At 55.5% G+C, this 25,877-nt stretch carries 25 protein-coding genes; 20 read left to right on the top strand and 5 right to left on the bottom strand.

Annotation, left to right across the window (positions count from 1 at the left end; translation table 11 throughout):
* Positions 1-36 precede the first annotated feature (36 nt).
* Entirely contained in the window at positions 37-2,595 is a 2,559-nt protein-coding gene (gene mrcA / locus IYV58_RS25400) for a peptidoglycan glycosyltransferase/peptidoglycan DD-transpeptidase MrcA (RefSeq protein WP_049115497.1), read from the bottom strand.
* A 117-nt stretch (positions 2,596-2,712) separates the two neighbouring features.
* Here mrcA and IYV58_RS25395 point away from each other — a divergent pair, with 117 nt between their 5' ends.
* From IYV58_RS25395 to IYV58_RS25300, 20 genes are all read left to right on the top strand, one after another.
* Entirely contained in the window at positions 2,713-3,504 is a 792-nt protein-coding gene (locus IYV58_RS25395) for a type IV pilus biogenesis protein PilM (RefSeq protein ID WP_049115499.1), read from the top strand.
* Entirely contained in the window at positions 3,501-4,034 is a 534-nt protein-coding gene (locus tag IYV58_RS25390) for a PilN domain-containing protein (RefSeq protein WP_049115501.1), read from the top strand. The genes IYV58_RS25395 and IYV58_RS25390 overlap by 4 nt, the downstream gene beginning before the upstream one ends.
* The gene (locus tag IYV58_RS25385; protein WP_112165937.1) at positions 4,024-4,464 is read left to right on the top strand and encodes a HofO family protein; all 441 of its coding nucleotides are present in this window, start codon (positions 4,024-4,026) and stop codon (positions 4,462-4,464) included. Before IYV58_RS25390 ends, IYV58_RS25385 begins: the two co-directional genes overlap by 11 nt.
* On the top strand, positions 4,454-4,861 hold the full coding sequence (locus tag IYV58_RS25380; protein ID WP_195729317.1) for a HofP DNA utilization family protein: 408 nt from the start codon (positions 4,454-4,456) through the stop codon (positions 4,859-4,861). The genes IYV58_RS25385 and IYV58_RS25380 overlap by 11 nt, the downstream gene beginning before the upstream one ends.
* Positions 4,770-6,011: a DNA uptake porin HofQ gene (gene hofQ / locus IYV58_RS25375; protein WP_049123093.1), complete on the top strand. Its 1,242-nt coding sequence runs from the start codon at positions 4,770-4,772 to the stop codon at positions 6,009-6,011. The genes IYV58_RS25380 and hofQ overlap by 92 nt, the downstream gene beginning before the upstream one ends.
* A 269-nt stretch (positions 6,012-6,280) precedes the next feature.
* Positions 6,281-6,802: a shikimate kinase AroK gene (gene aroK, locus IYV58_RS25370; protein ID WP_004106441.1), complete on the top strand. Its 522-nt coding sequence runs from the start codon at positions 6,281-6,283 to the stop codon at positions 6,800-6,802.
* A gap of 54 nt (positions 6,803-6,856) precedes the next feature.
* Complete coding sequence (gene aroB / locus IYV58_RS25365; RefSeq protein ID WP_049114529.1) at positions 6,857-7,951, top strand: 3-dehydroquinate synthase; 1,095 nt, start codon at positions 6,857-6,859, stop codon at positions 7,949-7,951.
* Between the two features lie 84 nt (positions 7,952-8,035).
* Complete coding sequence (gene damX / locus IYV58_RS25360; RefSeq protein ID WP_049114528.1) at positions 8,036-9,331, top strand: cell division protein DamX; 1,296 nt, start codon at positions 8,036-8,038, stop codon at positions 9,329-9,331.
* 78 nt (positions 9,332-9,409) lie between these two features.
* Positions 9,410-10,237, top strand: coding sequence for an adenine-specific DNA-methyltransferase (gene dam / locus IYV58_RS25355; protein WP_004126040.1), 828 nt, complete (start codon positions 9,410-9,412; stop codon positions 10,235-10,237).
* Positions 10,238-10,254: 17 nt separating this feature from the next.
* Positions 10,255-10,932, top strand: coding sequence for a ribulose-phosphate 3-epimerase (rpe, locus tag IYV58_RS25350; RefSeq protein ID WP_004126039.1), 678 nt, complete (start codon positions 10,255-10,257; stop codon positions 10,930-10,932).
* On the top strand, positions 10,925-11,674 hold the full coding sequence (gene gph, locus IYV58_RS25345) for a phosphoglycolate phosphatase (protein ID WP_049114526.1): 750 nt from the start codon (positions 10,925-10,927) through the stop codon (positions 11,672-11,674). The genes rpe and gph overlap by 8 nt, the downstream gene beginning before the upstream one ends.
* A 3-nt stretch (positions 11,675-11,677) precedes the next feature.
* Complete coding sequence (gene trpS / locus IYV58_RS25340; protein ID WP_004126032.1) at positions 11,678-12,682, top strand: tryptophan--tRNA ligase; 1,005 nt, start codon at positions 11,678-11,680, stop codon at positions 12,680-12,682.
* Positions 12,683-12,832: 150 nt separating this feature from the next.
* Positions 12,833-13,738 carry a GntR family transcriptional regulator YhfZ gene (gene yhfZ / locus IYV58_RS25335; RefSeq protein WP_004126029.1) on the top strand — a complete coding sequence of 302 codons (906 nt, stop codon included), beginning with the start codon at positions 12,833-12,835 and terminating at the stop codon, positions 13,736-13,738.
* Positions 13,739-13,754: 16 nt separating this feature from the next.
* Positions 13,755-14,117, top strand: a complete 363-nt coding sequence (locus tag IYV58_RS25330; protein WP_004126026.1) for a PRD domain-containing protein — start codon at positions 13,755-13,757, stop codon at positions 14,115-14,117.
* An 83-nt stretch (positions 14,118-14,200) separates the two neighbouring features.
* Positions 14,201-15,364: a YhfX family PLP-dependent enzyme gene (locus IYV58_RS25325; protein WP_195729316.1), complete on the top strand. Its 1,164-nt coding sequence runs from the start codon at positions 14,201-14,203 to the stop codon at positions 15,362-15,364.
* Positions 15,364-16,587, top strand: a complete 1,224-nt coding sequence (locus IYV58_RS25320; RefSeq protein ID WP_049114524.1) for a phosphopentomutase — start codon at positions 15,364-15,366, stop codon at positions 16,585-16,587. The genes IYV58_RS25325 and IYV58_RS25320 overlap by 1 nt, the downstream gene beginning before the upstream one ends.
* The gene (locus IYV58_RS25315) at positions 16,587-17,465 is read left to right on the top strand and encodes a phosphotriesterase-related protein (RefSeq protein WP_195729315.1); all 879 of its coding nucleotides are present in this window, start codon (positions 16,587-16,589) and stop codon (positions 17,463-17,465) included. The genes IYV58_RS25320 and IYV58_RS25315 overlap by 1 nt, the downstream gene beginning before the upstream one ends.
* A 10-nt stretch (positions 17,466-17,475) precedes the next feature.
* Positions 17,476-17,829 (top strand): DUF2620 domain-containing protein, encoded by a 354-nt coding sequence (locus IYV58_RS25310; RefSeq protein ID WP_064410531.1) that lies wholly within the window; start codon positions 17,476-17,478, stop codon positions 17,827-17,829.
* Between the two features lie 12 nt (positions 17,830-17,841).
* Positions 17,842-19,146: a YhfT family protein gene (locus IYV58_RS25305; RefSeq protein ID WP_004126011.1), complete on the top strand. Its 1,305-nt coding sequence runs from the start codon at positions 17,842-17,844 to the stop codon at positions 19,144-19,146.
* Positions 19,147-19,161: 15 nt separating this feature from the next.
* On the top strand, positions 19,162-20,250 hold the full coding sequence (locus tag IYV58_RS25300) for an aminotransferase class I/II-fold pyridoxal phosphate-dependent enzyme (protein WP_195729314.1): 1,089 nt from the start codon (positions 19,162-19,164) through the stop codon (positions 20,248-20,250).
* Between the two features lie 44 nt (positions 20,251-20,294).
* Here the strand turns inward: IYV58_RS25300 and cysG are convergent, their stop codons facing one another.
* The 4 genes from cysG to nirB form a co-directional block, all read right to left on the bottom strand.
* Entirely contained in the window at positions 20,295-21,668 is a 1,374-nt protein-coding gene (gene cysG / locus IYV58_RS25295; RefSeq protein WP_004126006.1) for a siroheme synthase CysG, read from the bottom strand.
* A gap of 220 nt (positions 21,669-21,888) precedes the next feature.
* Entirely contained in the window at positions 21,889-22,695 is an 807-nt protein-coding gene (nirC, locus tag IYV58_RS25290; RefSeq protein ID WP_004126003.1) for a nitrite transporter NirC, read from the bottom strand.
* Positions 22,696-22,832: 137 nt separating this feature from the next.
* Positions 22,833-23,159 (bottom strand): nitrite reductase small subunit NirD, encoded by a 327-nt coding sequence (gene nirD / locus IYV58_RS25285; protein ID WP_004126000.1) that lies wholly within the window; start codon positions 23,157-23,159, stop codon positions 22,833-22,835.
* Entirely contained in the window at positions 23,156-25,699 is a 2,544-nt protein-coding gene (gene nirB, locus IYV58_RS25280) for an NADPH-nitrite reductase large subunit (protein ID WP_004125996.1), read from the bottom strand. Before nirB ends, nirD begins: the two co-directional genes overlap by 4 nt.
* Positions 25,700-25,877: the final 178 nt, after the last annotated feature.

Below are 25,877 nucleotides of genomic sequence, written 5' to 3'. Positions count from 1 at the left end.
CCCAGATAAAAAAAGCGCCCGCAGGCGCTTTTTTTGTCAGAACAGTTCGTGGGTCTCGCCCCCGCCATCGGTAATGGTGGTGCCGACTTCATGAACCGCCTGTTGGGTAGGCTGCGTGCCGTCAATAAAGTACTCGGCGCGGCTGTTACCGCCGCTGGCCAACTGGCCGGTGCTGCGGTCGATGTTCACCGTAATAATACCCGGCGGCGGCGTTAGCGGCTCTTCCGGTACGCCTTCCAGCACCCTTTTCATAAAGTCATCCCAGGCCGGTTGGGCACTTTTAGCGCCGCCTTCATAGCCGGATATCTGATCTTTTATTGCTCCGGAGGCGGTGGTACGGCCCAGATCGCGGCGGTGGTCATCAAAGCCAATCCATACCGACGTTACGACGCCAGGACCATAGCCTGAGAACCACGCATCTTTTGAACTGTTGGTGGTCCCGGTTTTGCCACCGATATCGTGACGCTGCAGGTCGCGGCCTGCCCGCCAGCCGGTACCCATCCAGCCCGGTTCGCCGAAGATGTTGGTGTTCAGGGCGCTTTTAATCAGGAACGCCAGCGGCGTGTTGATCACGTGCGGCGCGTACTCCGGAGCGCCGCTTTGCGCCACCAGGGACTGGTTCGCCTGCGCAAGTTGCGGTTGTGGTGGAACGCCGGGGTTTTGCGGGTCCTGTGAGGTGGCGACGTCCTCAACGTCTTTATTCTCCAGCACATCAGACTTCGGCGTATCGCCGTAAATCACCGGAATATCGCACTGTGGGCAGGCAACTTTTGGCCGTTCTTCAAAAATGACGCCGCCCTGATCGTTCTCGATTTTGCTGATGAAATAAGGGCTCACAAGGAAACCGCCGTTAGCCATCACCGAATAACCGCGAGCAACCTGAAGCGGGGTGAAAGACGCTGAACCCAGCGCCAGCGATTCGGTCCGCACGATGTTCTGCGCCGGGAAGCCAAAACGCTGGAGATACTCAGCCGCGTAGTCCACGCCCATGGCCCGCATCGCGCGAACCATCACCACGTTCTTTGATTGACCCAGCCCCTGACGCAGGCGGATAGGGCCCGCATACTGCGGCGGTGAGTTTTTGGGGCGCCAGTCGGAGCCGGAGCCGGCATCCCAGCGGGAAATCGGCACATCGTTGAGCATGCTCGCCAGCGTTAAGCCTTTATCCATCGCAGCAGTGTAGAGGAACGGCTTAATGTTAGAACCGACCTGGCGCAGCGCCTGTGTCGCACGGTTGAACTTGCTCTGGTTGAAATCGAAGCCGCCGACCAGCGCAATGATCGCTCCGTTTTGCGGGTTGATCGAGACCAGCGCCGAGTTGACATCCGGCACCTGCGACAGCCACCAGCTACTACCCACCTGACGTACCCAGACCTGTTGCCCGGTCTGCACCACATCGTTCACTTTACGCGGCGTGGCACCCTGCTGGGTATCAGAGATAAACCGACGCGCCCAGCGGACGCCTTCCATATTCAGCGACACTGAGGTTCCGTTGCTCATTAGCGCGACGGCTTCCTGCGGATTTGCCGACGTGATGACCGCCGGCGAGAGCGGTCCGGTATTCGGGGTTTTTTTCAGCGTATCGAGGATTTTCTGGTTATCCCACGGCGTTTCACCCACTTTCCATAGCACCTTTTCCGGGCCGCGATAGCCGTGGCGCATGTCGTAATCCAGCACGTTTTTACGCACGGCCTCCTGGGCCGACTGCTGATTTTTACGGGTAATGGTGGTGTAGACGCGATAACCGTCTTCATAAGCCTGCTCACCGTAGCGGCCGACCATTTCCTGGCGCACCATTTCGCTGAGGTACGGGGAGGAGAAGGCGATTTCCGGCGTATGGTAGCTGGCGTCAATCGTCTGGCTACGCGCCTGATCGTACTGCGCCTGCGTGATGTAGCCTTCGCTCAGCATCCGTGAGAGAACAACGTTGCGGCGGGCGGTTGCGCGATCCATGGAGTAGAGCGGGTTAAACGTCGACGGCGCTTTAGGCAGGCCCGCAATGACCGCCATTTCACTCAGCGTTAGCTGGTCGACGGATTTCCCGAAATAGACCTGCGCGGCCGCGCCGACGCCGTAGGCGCGGTAGCCAAGATAGATTTTGTTCAGGTACAGCTCAAGGATTTCATCTTTATTGAGCAACTGCTCGATGCGGATCGCGAGGAAGGCCTCTTTTACCTTACGCATCAACGTCTTTTCTGGGCTCAGGAAGAAGTTGCGCGCCAGCTGTTGAGTAATCGTACTGGCGCCCTGCGAGGCGTGGCCTGAGAACATCGCGACGCTGGCGGCGCGGAAAATCCCGACCGGGTCAACGCCATGATGCTCATAAAAACGGCTGTCTTCGGTGGCGATAAACGCTTTTATCAGCTCTGGCGGCATTTGCTGTAGCGTGACGGGAATACGGCGTTTCTCGCCATATTGCGCAATCAGCTCGCCATCCGCGCTATAGACCTGCATAGGGATCTGCAGGCGCACATCCTTCAGGGTTGCGACGTCGGGGAGCTGCGGCTCTATATATTTATAGAGACCAAAAATCGAGCCTGCTCCCAGCAGTACGCAACATACTGCAAGGATAAAAAGATACTTTACGAACTTCACCGGAGATTTCTCATTTAGTTTTCATTGGGCAGTTTATAAACAAACGCGCAGTAGTATAAAGGCAAGCCTGGAGCATTGATATAGCGAAGCATATCGGCGGATAAGGAGATCGTAAGCATGGCGTTTAGAAACTGGCGCGTAGGAATGCATATCCAGCAGGACCACATTGCTATTGTCGCGTTATTACATGAGCGCTCACGCTGGGCGCTACGCCGCTGGTGGAGCATCCCGCTCATGCCCGGTACCGTGCGGCAGGGAATGGTGGTGGATGTTGAATCGCTGGCCCGCCAGCTGCAAAGCTGGCGGCGGGAGCTGCCTTTGCACCATCAGGTCTGTATCGCCTTTCCGGCGGCGCGAACCCTGCAAAAGCAGCTCCCGCGCCCGCAGATTTCATTAAGAGAAAGCGAACAGGCGACCTGGATTGCCAGCGCGATGGCGCAGCAGCTGGAAATGCCCGCATCGTCACTATGCGTCGATTATGCGGAAACCGGAGCGGTCGATGGCTGGCGAGTTACCGCCGCGCAGCGGTTGGACGTTAACCTTCTGTGCCGCCTGGCAAGTCGACTCAAGCTGAGGGTGGTGGGGATTGTTCCGGATGCCAGCGCGCTTAGCGCCTTTCTCCCCTGGCAACCGGATGACGTTCAGGGGCTGGCCTGGCGTGACGAAGCGAGCTGGCTTTGGGCCACCTCTGACAGCTGGGGATGCTGTCCGTGCAGCGACGCTCCTTCTTTTCCAAACCTGGTATCCCGGGTGAACGGCGGTACGTTTCGCCTCTGCGCCTCCGCATCGCCCGACGGACGGAATTTTGACGCCTGGAGCGCCATCCACCGCCTGCAGCCGCCGCTCCCGGCATGTGGCGATAGCTTTACCGTTGCCCTCGGCCTGGCGCTGGGAGCGCGTCAGTCATGAGCCATATTGTCAACTTCCTTCCCTGGCGCGAAACGCGTCGACGGCAACGTCTGCAGATGGCGGGGCTGCTGATTGTTGGTCTGCTGCTTATGCTGCTGGCGGCGTTCTTCACTTCACAGCTCAACCAACGGGTCGGCCATTTGCTTGAAACCGCGAGGATTAGCGCTGAAGACCAGCTTTATACCGCCTTGCAGCAGCGTGAGCGAGCCATGCGCCAGCGGCTACAGCAGCAGGAACAACAACGTCTGCGCGTTCTTCGGCGGGAGAAAACCGCCGCGTGGCAGTCAAGGTTGCAGGCGATAGCGGCGCTTATGCCGGAACACGCCTGGTTAACTCAGTTGGAATACCGCCAGAATACTCTGTGGCTGAGCGGGTTAACGTTAAATCTTAAGGGGTTATCCGCGCTGGAAAAGGCGCTGGGGCGCCTGCCCGGCTTGCGCCCCCCCAGGGCGGGTGAAACGCACCGCGACGGTGAAGGACGCTGGTTATTTCACTTTTCCATGGCCGGAGAGGAAGACAATGCGGGTTGAGATTGAACGCTGGCTGACGGGGCGCAAAAGCCTGGTAACAATACCTGTCGTTCTGGTTCTCATTGCCGGATCCTGGGGATGGCTACTGCGGCTCCCTCACCCAGACACTAACGGGGCCGGCACGCTGCGCATACAAGCGCAGTGGCGCAAACTGTTGCCGCTGCGGGCTGCGCTACAAAACGTTGATATTGAGGAGCAACAAACCCAGGCTTTCTCTCCCATTGACCTCCCGGTGACGGGCGCTGCGCTTATGGACTGGCGGCCGATAGGGCGCGGTGGCGAGATGCAGCTGGCGGTTGACTGGCAAGCAGTACCGGCGCTTTTTTCCTGGCTAGCCCGCTGCGGGATGCGGGCCACGGCTTTCTCAATTCAGCCGGGCAATCAGGCTCTACGGCTTACCCTGCAACTGGAGGCGGAAGATGCGCCGTAAAGGGTGGTGTTTACTGCTGTTTCCTCTGCCGCTGCTGGCTGCGGAACGCGATCCCTTCCAGCCTCCGGTCGATAGCTGCCGAACGGTACAGCTTAGCCAATGGCGCTACGGTGGGGCGATAGGCGATCCGCGAGAGTTGATTGGCATCCTGCAGGATAGTGCCGGGAAATGGCGCCGCGTGAGGGATGCGGAGACGCTGCCTACAGGCTGGCGGGTCACGCTTCTGACATCTGACAAAATGGCTATATCAATCGGCGCGGGGTGTGAACCCGCACAGTGGGTCTGGCTGCGAAAGGGAATAAAGAATGATGCGATGGATAAGCCTGCTGTTTCTGCTCCTGCCGCTGGTGGCGGTCGCGGCAAAAAAAGATCTTCCCGTATCGCTGGTCGTCGATGATGCGCCGGTGACCCAGGTACTGCAAACGCTGGCGGAGCTAAAGCAAAAAAATCTCGTGGTGGCGCCGGACGTCAGCGGAACGGTATCTTTGCAGCTTAAGGAGGTGCCGTGGCAGCAGGCGTTGCGATCGGTTATCGATAGCGCCGGTCTGACCGTGACCCAACAAGGCTCGGTACTGTACGTGCATACTCAGGCCTGGCAAAAGGCGCAGCAGGCACAGCTTGAGGCGGAGAGAGCAAAGCGTCTACAGAATCTCCCTCTACAGGGGCATAGCATGAGCCTGCGATATGCTGATGCAGAGGATCTGGCCAAAGTAGGCGAAAAACTGCTGAGTGCTCGCGGGTATCTGATGGTCGATAAGCGAACCAATCGCCTGTTGATTCGCGATGACGCCAGGCACCTCCCGGCGTTAAGGGCATGGGTTCAGGAGATGGATGTGCCCGTCGGTCAGGTTGAGCTGGCGGCGCATATTGTCTCAATGAGCGAAACCAGCCTGCGCGAACTGGGCGTTAAGTGGAATCTGGCGGACGCCAGCAGCCCACCGGGATCCGGTAAACTGACGACCTTGAGCAGTAACCTGGCGGTAGGGGATGCCAGTACGAGGGCCGGGTTTAACATCGGCCGCATCAGCGGGCGGCTCCTGGAGCTGGAGCTTTCCGCACTTGAGCAGAAGCAGCAGGTGGACATCATCGCCAGTCCCCGGCTGCTGGCTTCACATATGCAGCCCGCCAGCATTAAGCAGGGCAGCGAGATACCCTATCAGGTCTCCAGCGGCGAAAGCGGCGCGACCTCCGTTGAATTTAAAGAGGCGGTGCTGGGGATGGAGGTTACGCCGACGGTGCTATATCACGATCGCGTGCGTTTAAAACTCAGGATTAGTGAAAATACGCCGGGCCAGGTGCTCAAACAGGAAAATGGCGAAGCGCTGGCTATCGATAAACAAGAAATAGAAACGCAGGTTGAGGTGAAAAGCGGAGAGACTCTGGCGTTAGGCGGTATCTTTGCGCAAAAAAATAAAACGTCTCGCGATGGTATTCCTCTTCTTGGCGATATCCCCTGGCTTGGCCAGTTGTTTCGCCGTGACGGTAAGGATAACGAACGACGTGAACTGGTTGTCTTCATTACTCCACGTATTCTGGCAGTGCATTAAGCGGGTTTTTCTTGCTAAACACGTTTCAGGTGTTTGACGTGAGGACGGATTTAGCATACAAGGGGTACCGATTTGAGAGTCGGGTACGACATCAATCCTCCCTTTCTTGTCCGGTGATTTATTCTGTTGCCAAACCAGCCGGAGTATTGAGATAATTTTTAGTCTGACTCTCGCTCTATTGCATATGAGGTTTCAGTTCATGTCCTGCTGCGCTGGGTGTCTGCGAAGCGGGTTTACCATTAACGAATAGTCTTAGTAGTACCGAAAAAATGGCAGAGAAACGCAATATCTTTCTGGTTGGGCCTATGGGTGCCGGCAAAAGCACTATTGGGCGCCAGTTAGCCCAACAGCTCAACATGGAATTTTACGATTCCGATCAAGAAATTGAGAAACGCACTGGCGCAGATGTGGGTTGGGTCTTTGATGTAGAAGGCGAAGACGGCTTCCGCGACCGTGAAGAAAAAATTATCAATGAGTTGACGGAAAAACAGGGAATCGTGCTGGCAACCGGCGGTGGCTCTGTAAAATCCCGTGAAACGCGTAACCGTCTCTCCGCCCGCGGCGTGGTGGTCTACCTGGAAACAACTATCGAAAAGCAGCTTGCCCGTACGCAGCGCGATAAAAAGCGTCCTTTGCTACAAGTTGATGCGCCGCCTCGCGAAGTACTGGAAGCGTTGGCGGATGAGCGTAATCCGCTGTACGAAGAGATTGCTGATGTCACTATCCGTACTGACGATCAAAGCGCGAAAGTGGTAGCAAACCAGATTATTCATATGCTGGAAAGCAACTGATTCTGGCTTAATAAAGTGCGTCAGAGTAAAAGCAACTGAGGTGGACGTCGCGTTATGGAGAGGCTTACTGTAACCCTCGGGGAACGTAGTTACCCGATTACCATCGCGGCTGGTTTGTTTAACGATCCAGCTTCCTTCCTGCCACTGAAATCAGGCGACCAGGTTATGCTGGTCACCAATGAGACGCTGGCGCCGCTTTATCTGGATACCGTACGCTCCGCACTTGAGCAAGCGGGAGTAAAAGTCGATAGCGTGATTCTTCCCGACGGCGAGCAGTATAAAAGCCTGGCGGTGATGGATACCGTTTTTACCGCGCTATTGCAAAAACCACACGGCCGCGACACCACGTTAGTGGCGCTCGGCGGTGGGGTAATTGGTGATTTAACGGGATTTGCAGCGGCCAGCTACCAGCGTGGCGTGCGCTTTATTCAGGTTCCGACCACTCTGCTGTCGCAGGTGGATTCTTCGGTCGGCGGCAAAACGGCCGTCAACCATCCTCTCGGTAAAAACATGATTGGCGCCTTCTGGCAGCCCGTATCTGTTGTTGTCGATCTCAACTGTCTCAAAACGCTGCCGAAGCGTGAGCTCTCTTCCGGCCTGGCTGAAGTGATCAAGTACGGCGTTATTCTTGACGGCGAATTCTTCGACTGGCTGGAAAATAACATTGATGCATTGATGGCGCTGGATGAAACCGCAATGGCGTACTGTATCCGTCGCTGTTGTGAGCTGAAAGCGGAAGTTGTCGCCGCCGACGAGCGCGAAACCGGGTTACGTGCTTTACTCAATCTTGGCCATACTTTTGGTCATGCTATCGAAGCTGAAATGGGCTACGGTAACTGGTTGCATGGTGAAGCTGTCGCGGCCGGTATGGTGATGGCGGCGCATGCGTCCGAGCGTTTGGGGCGCTTTGATCCGCAGGATACGCAGCGAATTATTCATCTGTTGCAGCGTGCTGGTTTGCCGGTATGCGGGCCGCAGGCGATGGCAGCAGAGGCGTATTTGCCCCACATGATGCGTGATAAAAAGGTGCTGGCAGGCGAGATGCGGCTGGTGCTACCCCTCGCGATAGGGAAGAGCGAGATACGCGGCGGAGTACCGCATGATGTTGTTCTTGGCGCGATTGCTGATACTCAGCAGGCGCAACAATAAGAAGGTCTGGCCGCGTTCGCGCGGCGTTATCATTTCGGGTGATGTGCAATAGTCGTGAGCATAAGCCTTTTAGTGGGGTGTTAAATGGATGAATTAAAACCAGAAGACGATATGAAAGCCGATCGCAGCGATCGTCGTACTGGTCGTTCTCGTCAGTCTTCAGAGCGTGATGCCGATCCGCAAATCAATTTTGATGATGTCGATCTTGATGATGCTGACGATGGTCGCCCGACGCGCGGCAGCAAAGCACGCCGTGAGCGCGACGAAGAACAGTATGAAGAGTACGAAGAAGAGGTAGAGTCTGACGAAGGCGATGACGAAGAGCGTCAGGTTGAGCGTCGTCCTCGTAAGCGTAAGAAGGCGCCTGCGAAACCAGCCTCTCGTCAATACATCATGATGGGCGTGGGGATCCTCGTTCTGCTGCTGCTGATTGTTGGCGTGGGTTCCGCGCTGAAATCACCATCCTCATCCAACGAGCAAACGGCTTCCGGTGAGAAGAGCATCAACCTCTCCGGTGAGCAGGACAATAATAATACTCAGCCTGTTGCTCAGGATTCATCAGCGGCTAACAGCGCGCAGCCGCAGGATGTTTCTCTGCCGCCTATCGCCTCTAACCCGACTCAAGGTCAGGCTACGGCTGAACCACAAGGGCAGCAGCGCGTTGAGGTTCAGGGCGATCTGAATAATGCGCTGACCCAGCAGCAGGGTCAGATTGATAGCGCGGTAGCGAATTCTACTTTGCCAACTGAGCCTGCTACCGTTGCGCCGGTGCGCAATGGCGCCACTGCCCCACGTCAGGCGACGACAGAGCGTCAGACGGCAACAGCACCGCGCCCGGCTGAGCGTAAGCATACGGTTATCGAACCGAAACCGCAGGCCACGGCGAAAGCGTCGACCCAGCCGAAATCGGCTCCGGTCCAGCCTAAGCGTGTAGAGAACGTCGCGACCACGACGCCGGCAGCAGCGCAGCCGACTAAGCCTGCTGCAACGGCCCAGACCAAACCAGCCGCGACTACCGCGCCTGCTGCGACCACCGCGCCCGCAGCAACTGCCGCTGCCGCTCCGGCAGCAACGGCTGCTGCGGGTAAAAGCTCTGGTGACGTCAGTTCGATGAAGTCTGCGCCGTCCGGTCACTACACGCTGCAGCTCAGCAGCTCTTCTAACTACAACAACCTCAACAGTTGGGCGAAGAAAGAGAAGCTGGAAAAATATGTTGTCTATGAGACTACGCGTAATGGTCAGCCCTGGTATGTCCTGGTGAGCGGCATTTACGCTTCGAAAGATGAAGCGAAACGTGCTGTTGCTACGCTGCCAGCAGATGTACAGGCGAAAAACCCGTGGGCAAAACCGCTGCATCAGGTTCAGTCTGACCTGAAATAATGCCGCAGAGTAGTCTGAAGCGCAGGATGCTGTCGGAGCTTTCTCCGCAGCCGGAGAATGTGTAATTAGTTAGGCAGCATGAAAAAGAATCGCGCTTTTCTGAAATGGGCAGGGGGTAAATACCCCCTGCTTGACGATATTAAAAAGCATTTGCCGCAGGGCGACTGCTTGATTGAGCCTTTTGTAGGCGCCGGGTCGGTATTTCTGAATACCGACTTTTCTCGTTATATCCTCGCTGATATCAATAGTGATTTGATTAGTCTGTATAACATCGTCAAGCTGCGTACCGATGACTATGTTACGGCGGCGCGTAAGATGTTTACGCCAGAGAACAACGTCGCAGAGCAGTATTATCGGTTCCGTGATGAGTTCAACCAGAGTCAGGAGCCGTTGCGTCGCGCGGTACTGTTCCTTTATTTGAACCGTCATGGCTACAATGGCCTGTGTCGCTACAATCTGCGCGGTGAGTTTAACGTGCCGTTTGGTCGCTATAAAAAGCCCTATTTTCCCGAAGCTGAGCTGTATCATTTCGCGGAGAAGGCGCAGCATGCAGAGTTTCATTGTGAATCTTATGAAGAGTGCATGAAGCGGGCGGATAACCGCTCCGTTGTTTACTGCGATCCGCCCTATGCGCCGCTGTCGTCTACGGCGAATTTTACGGCTTATCATACGAATAGCTTTAGCCAGGAGCAGCAGGAGCTGCTGGCTAAAAAAGCGGAATTGCTGATGAAAAAGCGTATTCCTGTGCTTATTTCAAACCATCGCACGCCGCTCACTCAGGAGTGGTACAAGAACGCCGCTGAGACGCATATTGTGAAGGTTCGACGCAGCATCAGCAGCAACGGTGGTACACGTAAGAAGGTGGACGAGCTTCTGGCTCTGTACCGTCCGCCCAAGACCAAATAAATTTCAAGGAGATGCGGATGAAGCAGTATTTGATTGCCCCTTCGATTCTGTCGGCTGATTTTGCCCGTCTGGGCGAGGACACCGCCAATGCGTTGGCTGCGGGTGCGGATGTTGTGCACTTTGACGTGATGGACAACCACTACGTGCCGAATCTGACCATTGGCCCGATGGTGCTGAAATCACTGCGAAATTACGGTATCACTGCGCCGATTGACGTGCATTTGATGGTCAAGCCGGTTGACCGCATCGTCCCTGATTTTGCCGCCGCGGGCGCCAGCATCATTACTTTCCATCCGGAAGCTTCCGAACACGTTGACCGCACGCTGCAGCTTATCAAAGAGCACGGCTGCAAAGCCGGTTTGGTGTTTAACCCGGCGACCTCCCTGAGCTACCTTGATTACGTAATGGATAAGCTGGATGTTATTCTGCTGATGTCCGTCAACCCTGGCTTTGGCGGTCAGTCTTTTATTCCGCACACCCTGGAAAAACTGCGTGAAGTTCGTCGTCGCATTGATGAATCCGGCTACGACATCCGTCTGGAAGTCGACGGCGGCGTAAAAGTCAGCAATATCGCTGAGATTGCCGCCGCCGGTGCGGATATGTTTGTTGCTGGGTCGGCCATTTTCGATCAGCCTGACTACAAAAAAGTGGTCGATCAAATGCGTAGCGAATTAGCAAAGGTTAGCCATGGATAAGTTACAAAATATTCGCGGTGTGGCGTTCGATCTCGATGGGACGCTGGTCGATAGCGCGCCGGGCTTGACCGCTGCCGTTGATAACGCGCTGTATGCGCTGGAACTGCCGATGGCGGGCGAAGAACGTGTCGTGACCTGGATTGGCAACGGCGCGGACGTTCTGATCCAGCGGGCTCTGACCTGGGCCCGTCAGGAGCGCGCGGCGCTGAGAGCTGCGCAGGGTAAACCTTCCGTCGATCATGACGATATCCCGCAGGCTGAACAGCAGGCCATTTTGCGCAAGCTGTTCGACCGCTACTATGGCGAAGTGGCGGAAGAGGGGAGCTTTTTGTTTCCAGCCGTTGCCGATACGCTGGGCGCGCTGCACGCAAAGGGCCTGCCGCTGGCGCTGGTGACCAATAAACCGACGCCGTTTGTCGCGCCGATTCTGGCGTCGCTGGATATCGCCAAATATTTTACCGTTGTTATCGGCGGCGATGATGTAAAAAACAAAAAACCGCATCCGGAACCGCTGCTTCTGGTCGCGGAGAAACTGGGGCTGGCACCCGGAGAGCTGCTGTTCGTTGGCGACTCGCGCAATGATATTCAGGCCGCGAAGGCCGCGGGCTGCAGCTCGATCGGCCTGACCTACGGCTACAACTACGGCGAGCCGATTTCGCTGAGCGAGCCGGATTATATCTTTGACCAATTTAATGAACTCTTGCCCGCTTTCGGGCTACCGTACAGTGAAACTCAGGAATAAAAAATGACTAAGCCCATCGTTTTTAGTGGCGCACAGCCCTCAGGTGAATTGACCATTGGCAACTACATGGGTGCGCTGCGTCAGTGGGTAAACATGCAGGACGATTACCACTGCATTTACTGCATCGTTGATCAGCACGCGATTACCGTTCGTCAGGACCCGCAGCAGCTGCGTAAGGCCACGCTGGACACGCTGGCGCTGTATCTGGCGTGCGGTATCGACCCGCAAAAAAGCACCATCTTCGTTCAGTCCCACGTGCCGGAGCACGCGCAGCTCGGCTGGGCGCTGAACTGCTACACCTATTTCGGCGAACTGAGCCGTATGACCCAGTTTAAAGACAAGTCATCGCGCTATGCGGAAAATATTAACGCCGGTCTGTTTGACTATCCGGTGCTGATGGCTGCCGACATTCTGCTGTATCAGACTAACCAGGTCCCGGTTGGCGAAGACCAGAAACAGCACCTGGAGCTGAGCCGCGATGTCGCCCAGCGTTTCAACGCTATTTACGGCGACGTGTTTAAAGTCCCTGAGCCGTTTATTCCAAAATCCGGCGCGCGCGTGATGTCGCTGCTGGAGCCGACCAAAAAGATGTCCAAGTCAGATGATAACCGCAACAACGTTATCGGCCTGCTGGAAGACCCGAAATCGGTGGTGAAGAAGATTAAACGCGCGGTCACCGACTCCGACGAGCCGCCGGTTGTTCGTTACGACATCCAGAACAAAGCGGGCGTCTCCAACCTGCTGGATATCCTCTCTGCCGTTACCGGCCAGAGCATTCCAGATCTGGAGCAGCATTTTGAAGGCAAAATGTACGGCCACCTGAAAGGCGAAGTGGCTGAAGCCGTTTCCGGTATGCTGACCGAACTGCAGGAGCGCTATAACCGTTTCCGCGGCGATGAAGCTTTCCTGAATCAGGTGATGAAAGAGGGCGCGGAGAAAGCCAGCGCTCGCGCTTCTGTTACCCTGAAGGCGGTCTACGAAGCGATTGGTTTCGTCGCTAAGCCTTAATCTATCTGATGGTTGTCGTCATATCCAAAGCCGGGTGCAATGCATCCGGCTTTTTAATTTGTGATAACTGTCGTGATTTGATTATTTGCTCCTTGTTAATTATCTTCATTTTAGTGAAGATATAAATATTCAATTTAGTGAAGATTATAGATGCGTCGGACATTCATTAAAAAAGAGGGCATGGCACTAACGACCCTGGCTCGTTATTTGTTGGGCGAGCAGTGCGGTAATCGTCTAAAAACGATTGATGAGTTAGCGGGTGAATGCGGCTCTTCCGTTGGGCTGACTCAGGCGGCGCTAAAAACGCTGGAGTCTTCCGGGGCCATTCGTATTGAACGCCGAGGGCGCAACGGCAGTTACCTGGTTGAGATGGATAACAAGGCCCTATTGGCGCATATCGATATCACTAACGTCGTTTGCGCAATGCCTCTGCCCTATACGCGATTGTATGAAGGGCTGGCGAGCGGACTGAAAGCGCAGTTTGAAGGTATTCCTTTTTACTATGCGCATATGCGCGGCGCCGACATTCGCGTGGAGTGCTTACTTAACGGTGTTTACGACATGGCGGTGGTTTCGCGCCTGGCGGCAGAAAGTTATTTAGCGCAGAGCGGGCTGCGGATGGTAATGACCCTTGGGCCGCACACCTATGTCGGTGAGCACCAGCTGATTTGCCGGAAAGGCGAAATCGATTCGGTGCGGCGAGTGGGGCTTGATAACCGCTCGGCGGACCAGAAAATTATGACCGAAATTTATTTTGCCAATAGCGACGTAGAGCGCGTCGACCTCTCTTATCACGAGAGTCTAAGTCGCATCGTCAAAGGCGAAATTGACGCCGTTATCTGGAACGTCACCGCTGGCGCGGAGCTGGCCATGTTAGGGCTGGAAGCCCTGCCGCTAAGTGACGATCCGCGTTTTTTGCAGGCGACTGAGGCGGTAGTGTTGGCCAGGGCAGATGATTACCCGATTCAACATCTGCTACGTGCATTCGTTGATAAACAGGCGCTATTAGCTCATCAACAACGGGTGGTGAGCGGAGAGCAAGAGCCAAGCTATTAACATTAAGGCAGTGATTATGGAAAACAGGCTCAACTTGCTGTGTGAGGCAGGGATTATCGACCAGGATATTTGTCGCGGAATGATGCAGGTCGTCCGCCAGCTGGACGAGCAGTGGCATCTTCCCGTCTTTAGCGAGCAAGGGGAAATCGCGATAACTCATATGGCAAATGCGCTGATGCGCAGCCGCCGCGGTGAGGTTATTGAGCCGCTGGATGAGGAGTTCATGGCAGAGATAACCAGTTCGGCGCATTGGGATGAGATTCATCAATTGCATCAGGCGCTGATGCAAGAATTTGACGTCACTCTACATGCTAATGAAAAAGGTTATTTGCTGGCTAACTGGTATGGGTTGTGGGGAGCGGCGCAGCAGGCCGTGTGAAGAATATTGGGAATGGGCGCTATGCGACTTAAATATTCAAAAAAATGAATATTTAAAAAGGGAATAAAAGCAGAGGCAAGTAAATGTTTATTAAAGCATTACAACGGCAGAACCCGGCGCTGATTGCGACAGTGCTCCGCTTCTGGCAGCAAGGGCTTATCGCCCCGGATAGCTGGGTTATTGATGTCGATCAGGTGCTGGAAAATGGCAAGCTGCTGCTGAAGACCGCGCAGCAATATGGAATTAGCCTGTACGTGATGACCAAGCAGATTGGTCGAAATCCGTGGCTGGCAGAAAAGCTGTTGGCGCTGGGGTATCAGGGCATTGTTGTTGTGGATTACAAAGAGAGTCGGGTGATGCGCCGTGCCGGTTTGCCCGTTTCCCATCAGGGTCATCTGGTGCAAATACCTTCCGCGCAGGTGGCGGGCGCGGTAGAGCAGGGTACCGAAGTCATTACCCTGTTCTCTCTGGAGAAAGCTCAGGAAGTTTCGGCGGCGGCGGTAGCAAGCGGTCGGGCGCAGGCGGTCATGCTTAAGGTCTATGGAGAGAGCGATTTCCTCTATCCGGGACAGGAGAGTGGATTCGCGTTGGCTGAGCTGGACAACGTGGTGGCTCATCTTCAAAGCCTGCCGGGCATTGAACTGACCGGGCTCACCCACTTCCCTTGCCTGCTGTGGGATGACGAACAGGAAAAAATTCTGCCAACGCCGAATTTACGCTCTTTGCTCGCCGCGAGAGACAAACTCGAAAGTCTCGGCGTGACGGTTCAGCAACTGAATGCGCCTTCGGCAACCAGCTGCAGCTCTCTGCCGCTACTGGCGGAGTTTGGCGTCACCCACGCTGAGCCGGGGCATGCGCTGACCGGTACCATCCCCGCCAACCAGCAGGGAGATCAACCGGAGCGTGTTGCCATGCTGTGGCTGAGTGAAATTTCCCATCATTTTGCCGGGCAAAGCTATTGCTACGGCGGCGGCTATTATCGGCGTGGTCATGCTAAGCATGCGCTGATATTCGCTCCGGCCAGCGAAAAAGCCCAACTGGCGCAGCTTAATGCGGTAGATGACAGCAGCATTGATTACTACCTGCCGCTGGAAGGTGAGTTTCCTGTCGGCAGTGCGGCAATCTTCTGTTTCCGCACGCAGATTTTCGTTACCCGTAGCGATGTGGTGCTGATTGCCGGTATTCAAAGCTGCAGCCCTGAAATCGTTGCCCGTTATGACAGTCTTGGCAACGTTCTGGAGGACTAATGGCGAGATTTGTAGTGTTGGTGATAGACAGCTTTGGCGTCGGCGCGATGGCTGATGTTCCCGAAGTGAGGCCGCAGGATATCGGTGCGAATACCTGCGGGCATATTCTGCAACGCTTTCCTGCGCTGCGGCTGCCAACGCTGGAAAAGCTGGGTCTGATAAACGCCCTCGGTTTTGCCCCAGGTGTGATGCAGCTTTCTGAAGATGCCGTATGGGGAACCGCAGAGCTTGAACATGAGGGCGGTGATACCTTTATGGGGCATCAGGAGATTTTTGGGACCAAACCCCGAACCCCGCTGCGAATGCCATTTAATGCTGTTATCGATAAGGTTGAAGATGCGCTGCTTGCCGCCGGACATCAAACAGAGCGTCATGGCAAAGGCCCGTTTTGGCTGTTGGTGGACGGCGCGGTGGCGGTTGGCGATAACCTGGAAGCCGATCTGGGGCAGGTTTACAACATCACCGGCAACCTGAGTGAAAAGACTTTTGCTGAGGTGAAAGCGATTGGCAGGACGGTGCGTGAACAGGCTTCCGTGGGACGCGTTATCACTTTTGGCGGTCAGCTGTCCAGTACACAGAATATCTTCGACGCGGTGGAAGAGAAAGAGGGCGGCTATATCGGTATCAACGCACCGCGCTCAGGCGCCTATAAGCAGGGATTCCAGGTTGTGCATATGGGCTACGGCGTTGATGAACAGGTGCAGGTTCCTGCCCAGCTCTTTGCGGTGGACGTTCCGACGGTTCTCGTCGGCAAGGTCGCTGATATCGTTAGCAATCCCCATGGCATCAGCTGGGAAAATCTGGTCGATAGCCAGCAGATTATGGAGATCACCCGGGCGGAGTTTAACCGCCGGGAGACGGCATTTATCTGCACCAATATCCAGGAAACCGATCTGGCGGGTCATGCTGAAGATGTGGAGCGCTATGTCGACAGGCTGGAGCTGGTCGATGAGCAGCTGGCTCTGCTGATGGCGGATATGCGCCCGGATGATTGCCTGGTGGTGATGGCCGACCACGGTAACGATCCAACGATAGGCCACAGTAAACACACGCGGGAGAAGGTGCCGCTGCTGGTGTGGTCTCCCGGGCAATCGCCTGCACGGCTCGGGACCCGTCGCACGTTGTCTGATGTCGGCGCGACCGTATGCGACTTTTTTGGTGCGCATGCGCCGGAAAATGGGTGCTCTTTCCTTTCGCTTATAACGCTCGCAAGGAATACATAATGATGATTGATAGCTCCGGTTATACCTACGCGCACGAGCACTTACATATCGATTTGTCCGGTTTTAAAGGCAACATCGATTGTCGCCTGGATCAATACGAACTGATTAGTAAAGAGATGCGCGATTTAATGCACCTCGGCGTGCGCAATATTGTTGAGATGACTAACCGTTATATGGGGCGCAACCCGTCCTTTATCTTGGATCTGATGCGCGATACCGGCATCAACGTGATTGCCTGCACCGGCTATTATCAGCACGCTTTCTTTCCTGAGCATGTTGCTACCCGTTCTGTGCAGGAACTGGCGCAGGAGATGATCGATGAGATCGAAATCGGTATTGATGGCACACCGCTCAAAGCCGGAATTATCGCCGAAATCGGTTCCAGTGAAGGGGTGATTACCGATCTGGAAGCCAAAGTGTTTAGCGCCGCGGCGCTGGCGCATAACGCGACCGGACGACCTATCTCAACGCATACTTCGTTTAGCACCATGGGGCTGGAGCAGCTTGCCCTGCTGAAACAACACGGCGTCAATCTCTCCCGCGTGGTTATTGGCCATTGCGACCTGAAAGATAATATCGATGATATTTTGCGCATGATCGATCTCGGCGCTTATGTCCAGTTCGACACAATTGGTAAAAACAATTATTACCCCGACGCAAAACGCATCGCTATGCTGCTCGCCCTGCGTGAAAGGGGCTGCCTGGACCACGTCATGCTGTCGATGGATATCACCCGCCGTTCTCACTTAAAGGCTAATGGCGGCAACGGTTACGACTATCTGTTGACTACCTTTGTCCCTCTGCTTTACCAGGCCGGTTTCAGCCAGGCCGATGTGGATCTGATGTTACGTACTAACCCTACTCAATTTTTCCTGTAAGGACATAGAGATGAAAAAGATTGGTGTTGCTGGCTTACAGCGCGAGCTGATTAAAAAAACGATTGAAAATACGGCGCCAGGGTGTTTCGAGGTGTTCATCTACAACGACATGGAAGCGGCTATGAAGGTGAAAAACGGCCAGTTGGATTACTACATTGGTGCGTGTAACACCGGTGCTGGCGCGGCGCTTTCCATTGCGATCGCCATTATCGGGTTCAACAAAAGTTGCACTATTGCTAAGCCGGGTATTAAGGCGAAAGAGGATCAGATTGCAAAAATGGTGGCGGAAGGAAGAGTCGCGTTTGGCCTTTCGGTTGAACATATTGAACATGCGATCCCATTACTGATCAACTCTTTAAAATAAAAAGGCACTGTTATGGCGCTTTATATTCAACTCATTGTGGTGGCTTGTCTGACGGGGATGACGTCGTTACTGGCGCACCGGTCAGCCGCGGTTTTTCATGATGGTATTCGCCCGATCCTCCCGCAGTTGATTGAAGGTAACATGCATCGTCGGGAAGCGGGCAGTATCGCATTTGGTTTAAGTATTGGCTTTGTCGCCTCAGTCGGGATTTCGTTCACGTTGAAAACCGGGCTGCTGAATGCCTGGCTGCTGTTTTTGCCTACCGATATCCTTGGTGTACTGGCAGCGAATAGTCTTTTGGCTTTCGGCCTGGGGGCGGTCTGGGGGATTCTGATCCTTACCTGCCTGCTGCCGGTTAACCATCTGCTGACGGCGCTACCGGTCGATGTATTGGGATCGTTGGGCGAATTGAGTTCGCCGGTAGTATCCGCTTTTGCACTGTTCCCATTGGTGGCCATTTTCTACCAGTTCGGTTGGAAAAGCAGCCTGCTGGCAGCGGTTGTTGTACTGATTACGCGCGTACTGGTCGTCCGCTATTTCCCGCATCTCAATCCTGAGTCGATTGAGATTTTCATTGGCATGGTAATGCTGTTGGGGATTGCGATTACCCAGGATCTGCGCAATCGCGGTAGCGAGGATCATGACGCCAGCGGGATGTCGGTGTTTGAAGAGCGCACGTCGCGGATTATCAAAAACCTGCCGTATATCGCTATTGTGGGCGCGCTGATTGCGGCGGTAGCCAGCATGAAAATTTTTGCCGGTAGCGAGGTGTCCATCTTTACTCTGGAAAAAGCGTATTCGGCAGGCGTGACGCCTGAGCAGTCGCAAACGCTGATTCATCAAGCGGCGCTGGCGGAGTTTATGCGTGGTCTGGGTTTCGTGCCGATGATCGCCACTACCGCCCTGGCTACCGGGGTGTATGCGGTTGCCGGTTTTACCTTCGTGTATGCAGTGGGCTACCTGGCGCCGAATCCGTGGATTGCCGCGCTGCTGGGCGCTCTGGTGATTTCAGCGGAAGTGCTGCTGCTGCGTTCAATCGGTAAGTGGTTGGGACGCTATCCTTCAGTGCGCAATGCGTCAGATAACATTCGTAATGCGATGAACATGCTGATGGAGATGGCGCTGCTGGTTGGCTCTATTTTTGCCTCCATCAAAATGGCTGGGTATACCGGTTTCTCAATCACCGCTGCGATCTACTTCCTCAATGAGTCGTTGGGACGTCCGGTTCAAAAAATGGCCGCGCCGGTTGTGGCAGTCATGATTACCGGTATTGTGCTGAATATTCTGTTCTGGCTCGGATTATTTATTCCGGCATAAGAAGGAGCGTGGGTTATGAGAACCTTTCCGCTGGAAAGTCTGTCGCTGGTTGAAGCCCAACATAAGCAGTTCGCGCTAGTGGATGCTATCTGTCGCCATTTTCCTGGGGCCGATTTCCTGCGCGGTGGTGACTTTGGTCTGGCGTCGGGGCTGAATCAGCCCCGCGTCACGCAGCGCGTCGAAGCAGTGCTGGCTGATGCATTCCATGCCGAGGCCGCCGTGCTGCTGCAGGGAGCCGGGACCGGGGCAATTCGCGCGGCGATAGCGGCATTGGTGAAGCCCGGCGGCACGCTATTAATCCACGATGCGCCGGTCTATCCGACGACGTCGGTGATTATTGAGCAGATGGGACTAAAGCCAATTCGCGTGGACTTTAACGATCTGGCGGCGCTCTCAGAGACGGTGGCGCAGTATCGACCCGATGCTGCGCTGGTGCAGCATACGCGTCAGTGCCCTGAAGATAGCTATCGGTTGGCAGAGGTGCTCTCTGTGCTTAATGAGCAGCATGTTCCGACACTGACCGACGATAACTACGCGGTGATGAAGGTGGCGAATATCGGCTGCGAATGCGGTGCGACGCTGGCGACATTTTCCTGCTTTAAGCTGTTTGGTCCGGAAGGCGTGGGTGCGGTGGTGGGACGTGCTGATGCCGTTGCCCGCATCCGCGCCAGCATGTATTCCGGCGGCAGCCAGATTCAGGGGGGGCAGGCGCTGGAAGTACTGCGAGGGATGGTGTTCGCCCCAGTGATGCACGCAGTGCAGGCGGGGGTGACGGAGCGGCTTCTGCTGCAGTTGAATCACGGCGTGGTGTCGCAGGTTAAACAGGCAATTATCGCTAACGCGCAGTCCCGGGTCCTGCTGGTTGAGTTTCATCAGCCGATTGCGGAGCAGGTACTGGCTAATGCGCAGCGGCTTGGGGCATTGCCATATCCGGTTGGCGCCGAGTCAAAATATGAAATACCGCCGTTGTTCTATCGCTTATCCGGAACCTTCCGTGAGGCAAATCCGGGTATTGAACGCTATGCGATTCGTATTAACCCTAATCGTAGCGGTGAGGAAACGGTGTTGAGAATATTGCAGGAAAGCTGTGAGGAAGTGCATTAATGCAATTTGTAGCCCGGTGCATCATGCTCCGGGCTACAGAGCGATTAGTGATTTGAGAACCAGTTCAGCTTATCGCGCAGACCGACCACGCGACCGACAATAATCAGTGCCGGGCTGGCCATTTGCTGGGCCAGAATATCCAATTGTTCTAACGTGCCGGTGACAACTTTCTGCGTTATCGCCGTTCCGTTTTCAACGATGGCTGCGGGCATATCCGCCGCCATGCCGTGAGCAATCAGCTTTTCCCGGATCGCCGGGGCCTGGTTCAGGCCCATATAAAACACCAGGGTTTGCTTTTCAACCGCCAGGTTTTCCCAGTCCAGCTCGCCGCCGGTCTTAAGGTGGCCGGTGACCAGGCGCACGCCCTGGGCAAAATCCCGGTGGGTCAGGGGAATGCCCGAGTAGGCGGAACAGCCTGAGGCCGCGGTAATTCCTGGTACAACGGAGAACGGAATACCGGCATGGCACAAGGTTTCCAGCTCTTCACCGCCGCGGCCAAAGATAAACGGATCGCCGCCTTTCAGCCGTACAACGCGTTTCCCCCCCTGGGCTTCGCGCAGCAGAATCTGGTTAATCTCTTCCTGCGGTACGCAGTGGTAGCCCGAGCGTTTACCCACGAAGACCCGATCGGCATCGCGGCGCACCAGATTCATAATATCGTCGGAGACCAGGCGGTCATAAACCACGACATCGGCCTGCTGTATTTGCTGCAGGCCTTTGAGCGTCAGCAGTCCGGCATCGCCGGGGCCGGCGCCCACCAGTACCACTTCACCGCGATGATCCAGCGGCTCGGTCAGCAGCTGCTCCGTGGCATCAGCGACGGCCTGACGGTCCTCATTGGCCAGCGACTGCGCCAGCCTGTCATTAACAAACAGCTTCTCCCAGAAGCGTCGGCGCTCGCCGACGGTGGCAAACTGCTTCTTCACCCTTGAGCGCAGCTGACCTGCGTAGTGGGCCAACTGGCCCAAATGTAATGGCAGAACCGACTCCAGCTTTTCGCGCAGCAGGCGCGCCAGCACCGGCGAGGTGCCGCCGGATGAGACGGCAACCATCAGCGGTGAACGGTCGATAATCGACGGCATGATAAAGCTGGCCTGCTGAGGGGCGTCGACCACATTGCAAAATATTCGCCTTTCTTCCGCTGATTCGCTGACCTGTTGATTAACCGCTTCGTTGTCGGTTGCGGCAATGGCCAGCCAGCTGTTATCCAGCAGAGCAGGATTAAACTCGCCCTGAACCAGGGTCAACATGTTTGCATCGGCCCATACCTGGAATTGCGGCACAAAATCCAGGGCATTAACCGTCAATCTGGCGCCAGCGTCCAGTAACAGGCGAGCTTTACGTTCAGCCACATCGCCGCCGCCGACTAACAAGCAGTCACGATCGCGTAATTGGCAAAATATAGGCAAATGGTCCACGACATTCCCTCTTAATTATTGGCAGCAGCCTCAGAATCTGGCTATCCGGCTATTTTATTTGTCAGGTTGAGCCTGGGGAGTGCTCACACAAAATTCATCGAGTTTTGAACGCCCTTTAGGGCGGCCCGAAGGGTGAGCGTAGCGAATCATCCTCATGTACTACGTGTACGTTCCGGTTGTTCCGCGCTTTCTGTGTTCAACCTGTCTGCACCGATTACACCTACTGAGCCAGACTCTCAGTCTCGTTAGTTTTTTCCGGGGCGGGGCGCTCCGATTGCGGCGTAGCATACCAATAACCCAACCCCATAAATACGACACCGGACAAAGTATTGCCGAGTGTTACCCATAACAGATTGTGACCGATTCCCGCAAGCGTGTAGGCATCGCTGTGATGGCCAAACCAGGAGAGGGCAAACAGCGTCATGTTGGCGACGGAGTGCTCATAGCCGGACGCGATAAACGCCAGCAGACACCACCAGATAGCAATAAATTTTGCCGCGCCCTCGGTACGAATCGCCATCCAGATCGCCAGACACACCAGCCAGTTACACAGCGCGCCTTTGAAAAAGAGCGCCATCGCGGATTGGCTGGTTTTTGCCAGCGCGACGGTATGGACGAGGCTGGTATCAACCGGCAGCAGGCCGCCGCCGCCCCAGCTATACAGCAGCGCCACGAATACGGAACCCAGAAGGTTACCGACCCAGGTTTGCGGCAGAATCGCCCACATCTGACCCTGACGGATGGTTCCCGCCTTCACCCCCAGGGTAAGGAACATGGTGTGGCCGGTGAACAATTCAGAGCCGGCGATAATCACCAACGTTAACGCAATGCCAAAGGTGGCGCCCATCACCAGCGGGCGAACGGCAGGGTCGAGCAGGTTGCCGAGGGTGAAAATAAGGATGATGCCGAGGCCGACGTAGGCGCCTGCCATCATGGAGCTGACCCAGAAGCTGAGTGGATGATTGGCCGAGAGGCGCGCAATACGTCCGGCGTTGGCCGCGCACTTGTTGATTGTGTCCGTAAACATAGGAGCTCCTTTCGCACCTCATCCTTTGCGCTGCCTCTTGGTTGGCTGCCTTCGCGATGCAGTACAAATGATGTTGTGCCATCAATTGAAGAAAAAAATGCAAAAAAAAGGGAGGCGTTGCGCCTCCCGTAAAAAGATTAACCGCGTAGCTGCACGACGCCGTCTTTCACTCGGACCTCATAGTGCGCCACCGAATGACTTTCATCTTCCATACACAGGCCATCGCGCAGTCGGAAGCGCTGCTTTTTCAGCGGGCTGGCCACCCACAGCTCGCCCTGATGCTCGGCGATCAGGCCGCGAGAGAGGACGCTGGACTCGAAGAACGGGTCGATATTGCTAATCGCAAACACCTGGTCACCGTGATAGGGGCGGAAAATCGCCACTTGTTTATCGCCTAACAGCGCGCAGACGCCGGTTTCCGGCAGGATGTCATCGAGTTTGCAGATATTTTTCCACTGGCTCATGCGTTTTCCTCCACCAGAGTTACCGGGATACGTTCGTAGGGCGTGGCCGGGCGATGCTGTTCACGCTCAGGCACTACCTGGACGTTAGGGTCGCGCTTGTCGCTGTTGATAAAGTGTTTGAAGCGTACCTGGGCCGCTGGCGAGTTAACGGTTTCCGTCCACTCGCAGACTACCGCTGCACGCAGGCGGGCCATCTCTTCTTCCAGATGCTCGTTCAGACCCAGCTTGTCATCAATGATGACCGACTTCAGATAATCGATGCCGCCTTCCAGGTTATCCAGCCACGGTGCGGTACGGGTCAGTTTGTCGGCGGTACGGATATAGAACATCATGAAGCGGTCGAGGTATTTCATTAGCGTTTCGCGGTCAAGATCCGCCGCCAGCAAATCCGCGTGGCGCGGCTTCATGCCGCCGTTGCCGCAGACGTAAAGGTTCCAGCCTTTCTCCGTGGCGATGATGCCGACGTCTTTACCCTGGGCTTCCGCGCACTCGCGGGTACAGCCGGAGACGCCAAACTTCATTTTATGCGGCGTACGAATGCCTTTGTAGCGGTTTTCCAGCTCGACGCCGAAGCCGACGCTGTCGCCTACCCCGTAGCGGCACCAGGTGCTGCCGACGCAGGTTTTCGCCATCCGCAGCGCCTTGGCATACGCATGGCCGGTTTCGAAGCCCGCTTCGATCAACTGACGCCAGATTTCTGGCAGATCGTCTTTTTGCGCGCCGAACAGGCCGATACGCTGAGAGCCGGTGATCTTGGTGTACAGATTAAATTCGCGGGCGATACGGCCGACGGCCACCAGGCCTTCCGGCGTGATTTCGCCGCCCGCAGAGCGCGGGATAACGGAGTAGGTACCGTCTTTCTGGATGTTGGCCAGGAAGTTGTCGTTGGTATCCTGCAGCGGGGTATGCTGCGGCTTGAGGATATATTCGTTCCAGCAGGAAGCCAGCAGCGAGCCCACGGTCGGTTTACACACTTCGCAGCCGTAGCCTTTTCCGTGTTTCGCCAGCAGCTCTTCAAAGGTTTTGATGCCTTCCACCCGGATGAGGTGGAACAGTTCCTGACGGGAGTACGCAAAGTGCTCGCACAGGTTATTGTTGACTTCGATACCCTGTTTCGCCAGTTCGGCGTTGAGCACCTGAGTCACCAGCGGGATACAGCCGCCGCAGCCGGTACCGGCTTTGGTTTCCGCCTTCAGCGCCGCCACCGTGTGGCAGCCTTTATTAATAGCGGCAATCAATGCGCCCTTAGTGACATCGAAGCAGGAACAAATTTGCGCGCTGTCCGGCAGCTTATCGACACCGATGGACGGCTTACCGCTGCCCGCGTGCGCCGGCAGGATTAGCGAGTCGGGGTTTTCCGGCAGTTCGATGGCGTTCAGCACCAGCTGCAGCAGATTGCCGTAATCGCTGGTATCGCCCACCAGCACCGCGCCGAGCAGGGTCTTGTTGTCAGGGCTGACGATAAGGCGTTTGTAGACCTCTTTGCTTTCATCGAGATAAACATAGCTGCGCGCGCCCGGCGTACGACCGTGAGCGTCGCCAATGCCGCCGACGTCAACGCCCAGCAGCTTCAGCTTGGCGCTGAGATCCGCGCCTTCAAAGGCGTTTTCGGTCTGGAGAATATGGTCAACGGTCACCTGGGCCATTTTGTAGCCAGGTGCGACCAGGCCAAAAACGCGGTTGTTCCAGCTGGCGCATTCACCGATGGCGTAGATATCCGGGTCAGAGGTCTGACAGGCATCGTTGATCACGATACCGCCGCGGGGAGCGACTTCCAGACCGCACTGGGTGGCCAGCTTATCGCGTGGACGGATACCGGTAGAGAAGACAATAAAGTCGACTTCCAGCTCGCTGCCGTCGGCAAAACGCATGGTTTTACGCGCTTCGGTACCTTCCTGAACGATCTCTTTGGTGTTTTTGCTGGTGTGAACGCGTACGCCCATGCTTTCGATTTTACGGCGCAGCTGTTCGCCGCCCATCTGATCCAGTTGTTCAGCCATCAGCATGGGCGCGAATTCAATCACGTGGGTCTCAACGCCGAGGTTCTTCAGCGCGCCCGCGGCTTCCAGACCTAGCAGACCGCCGCCGACGACCGCGCCGCGTTTGCTGCGGCGGGCGCAGGCTTCAATAGCGTTAAGGTCTTCAATGGTGCGATAAACAAAGCAGTCCTGAGTTTCCGAGCCTTTAATCGGCGGGATCCACGGATAGGAGCCGGTCGCCATAATCAGCTTGTCATAGAAAACGGTACGGCCCGCGCTGGAGTGGATAACCTTCTCCTGACGGTTGATGGTGATGGCGCGTTCGCCGACCAGCACCTTAACGCCGTGCTTCTCGTAGAAACCTTCCCGTACCAAAGAGAGTTCTTCGGCGGTATGGTGAGAGAAGTAGGAGGAGAGGTGCACGCGGTCGTAGGCGATACGGGGTTCTTCACAGAAGACGGTAATATCGAACAGGCTGGCGTCGGATTTATCAAGAAGGTCCTCAATAAAGCGGTGGCCGACCATACCATTACCAATGATAGCGAGTCTGACTTTGCTCATTTTTGCCTCGATTTCTTTTATATTACCGCCTACCTTAACGATTCAGCCGCGACACTTATTGATGCAAATCAATTACACCTTTACCTACTACTTAAGTGGTATGTTTATGATTTGTCAGTATTTTTGTAAGTGTTGGAAAACGCTGGCTTTTCCTTTTTGCTTTTTTTATGTACAAAAT

The organism is Klebsiella sp. BDA134-6 (assembly GCF_015601345.1).
Lineage (GTDB): Bacteria > Pseudomonadota > Gammaproteobacteria > Enterobacterales > Enterobacteriaceae > Klebsiella > Klebsiella grimontii.
The sequence above is the reverse complement of the archived record's forward strand: the minus strand, read 5'-3'. Positions and strand labels throughout refer to the sequence as shown.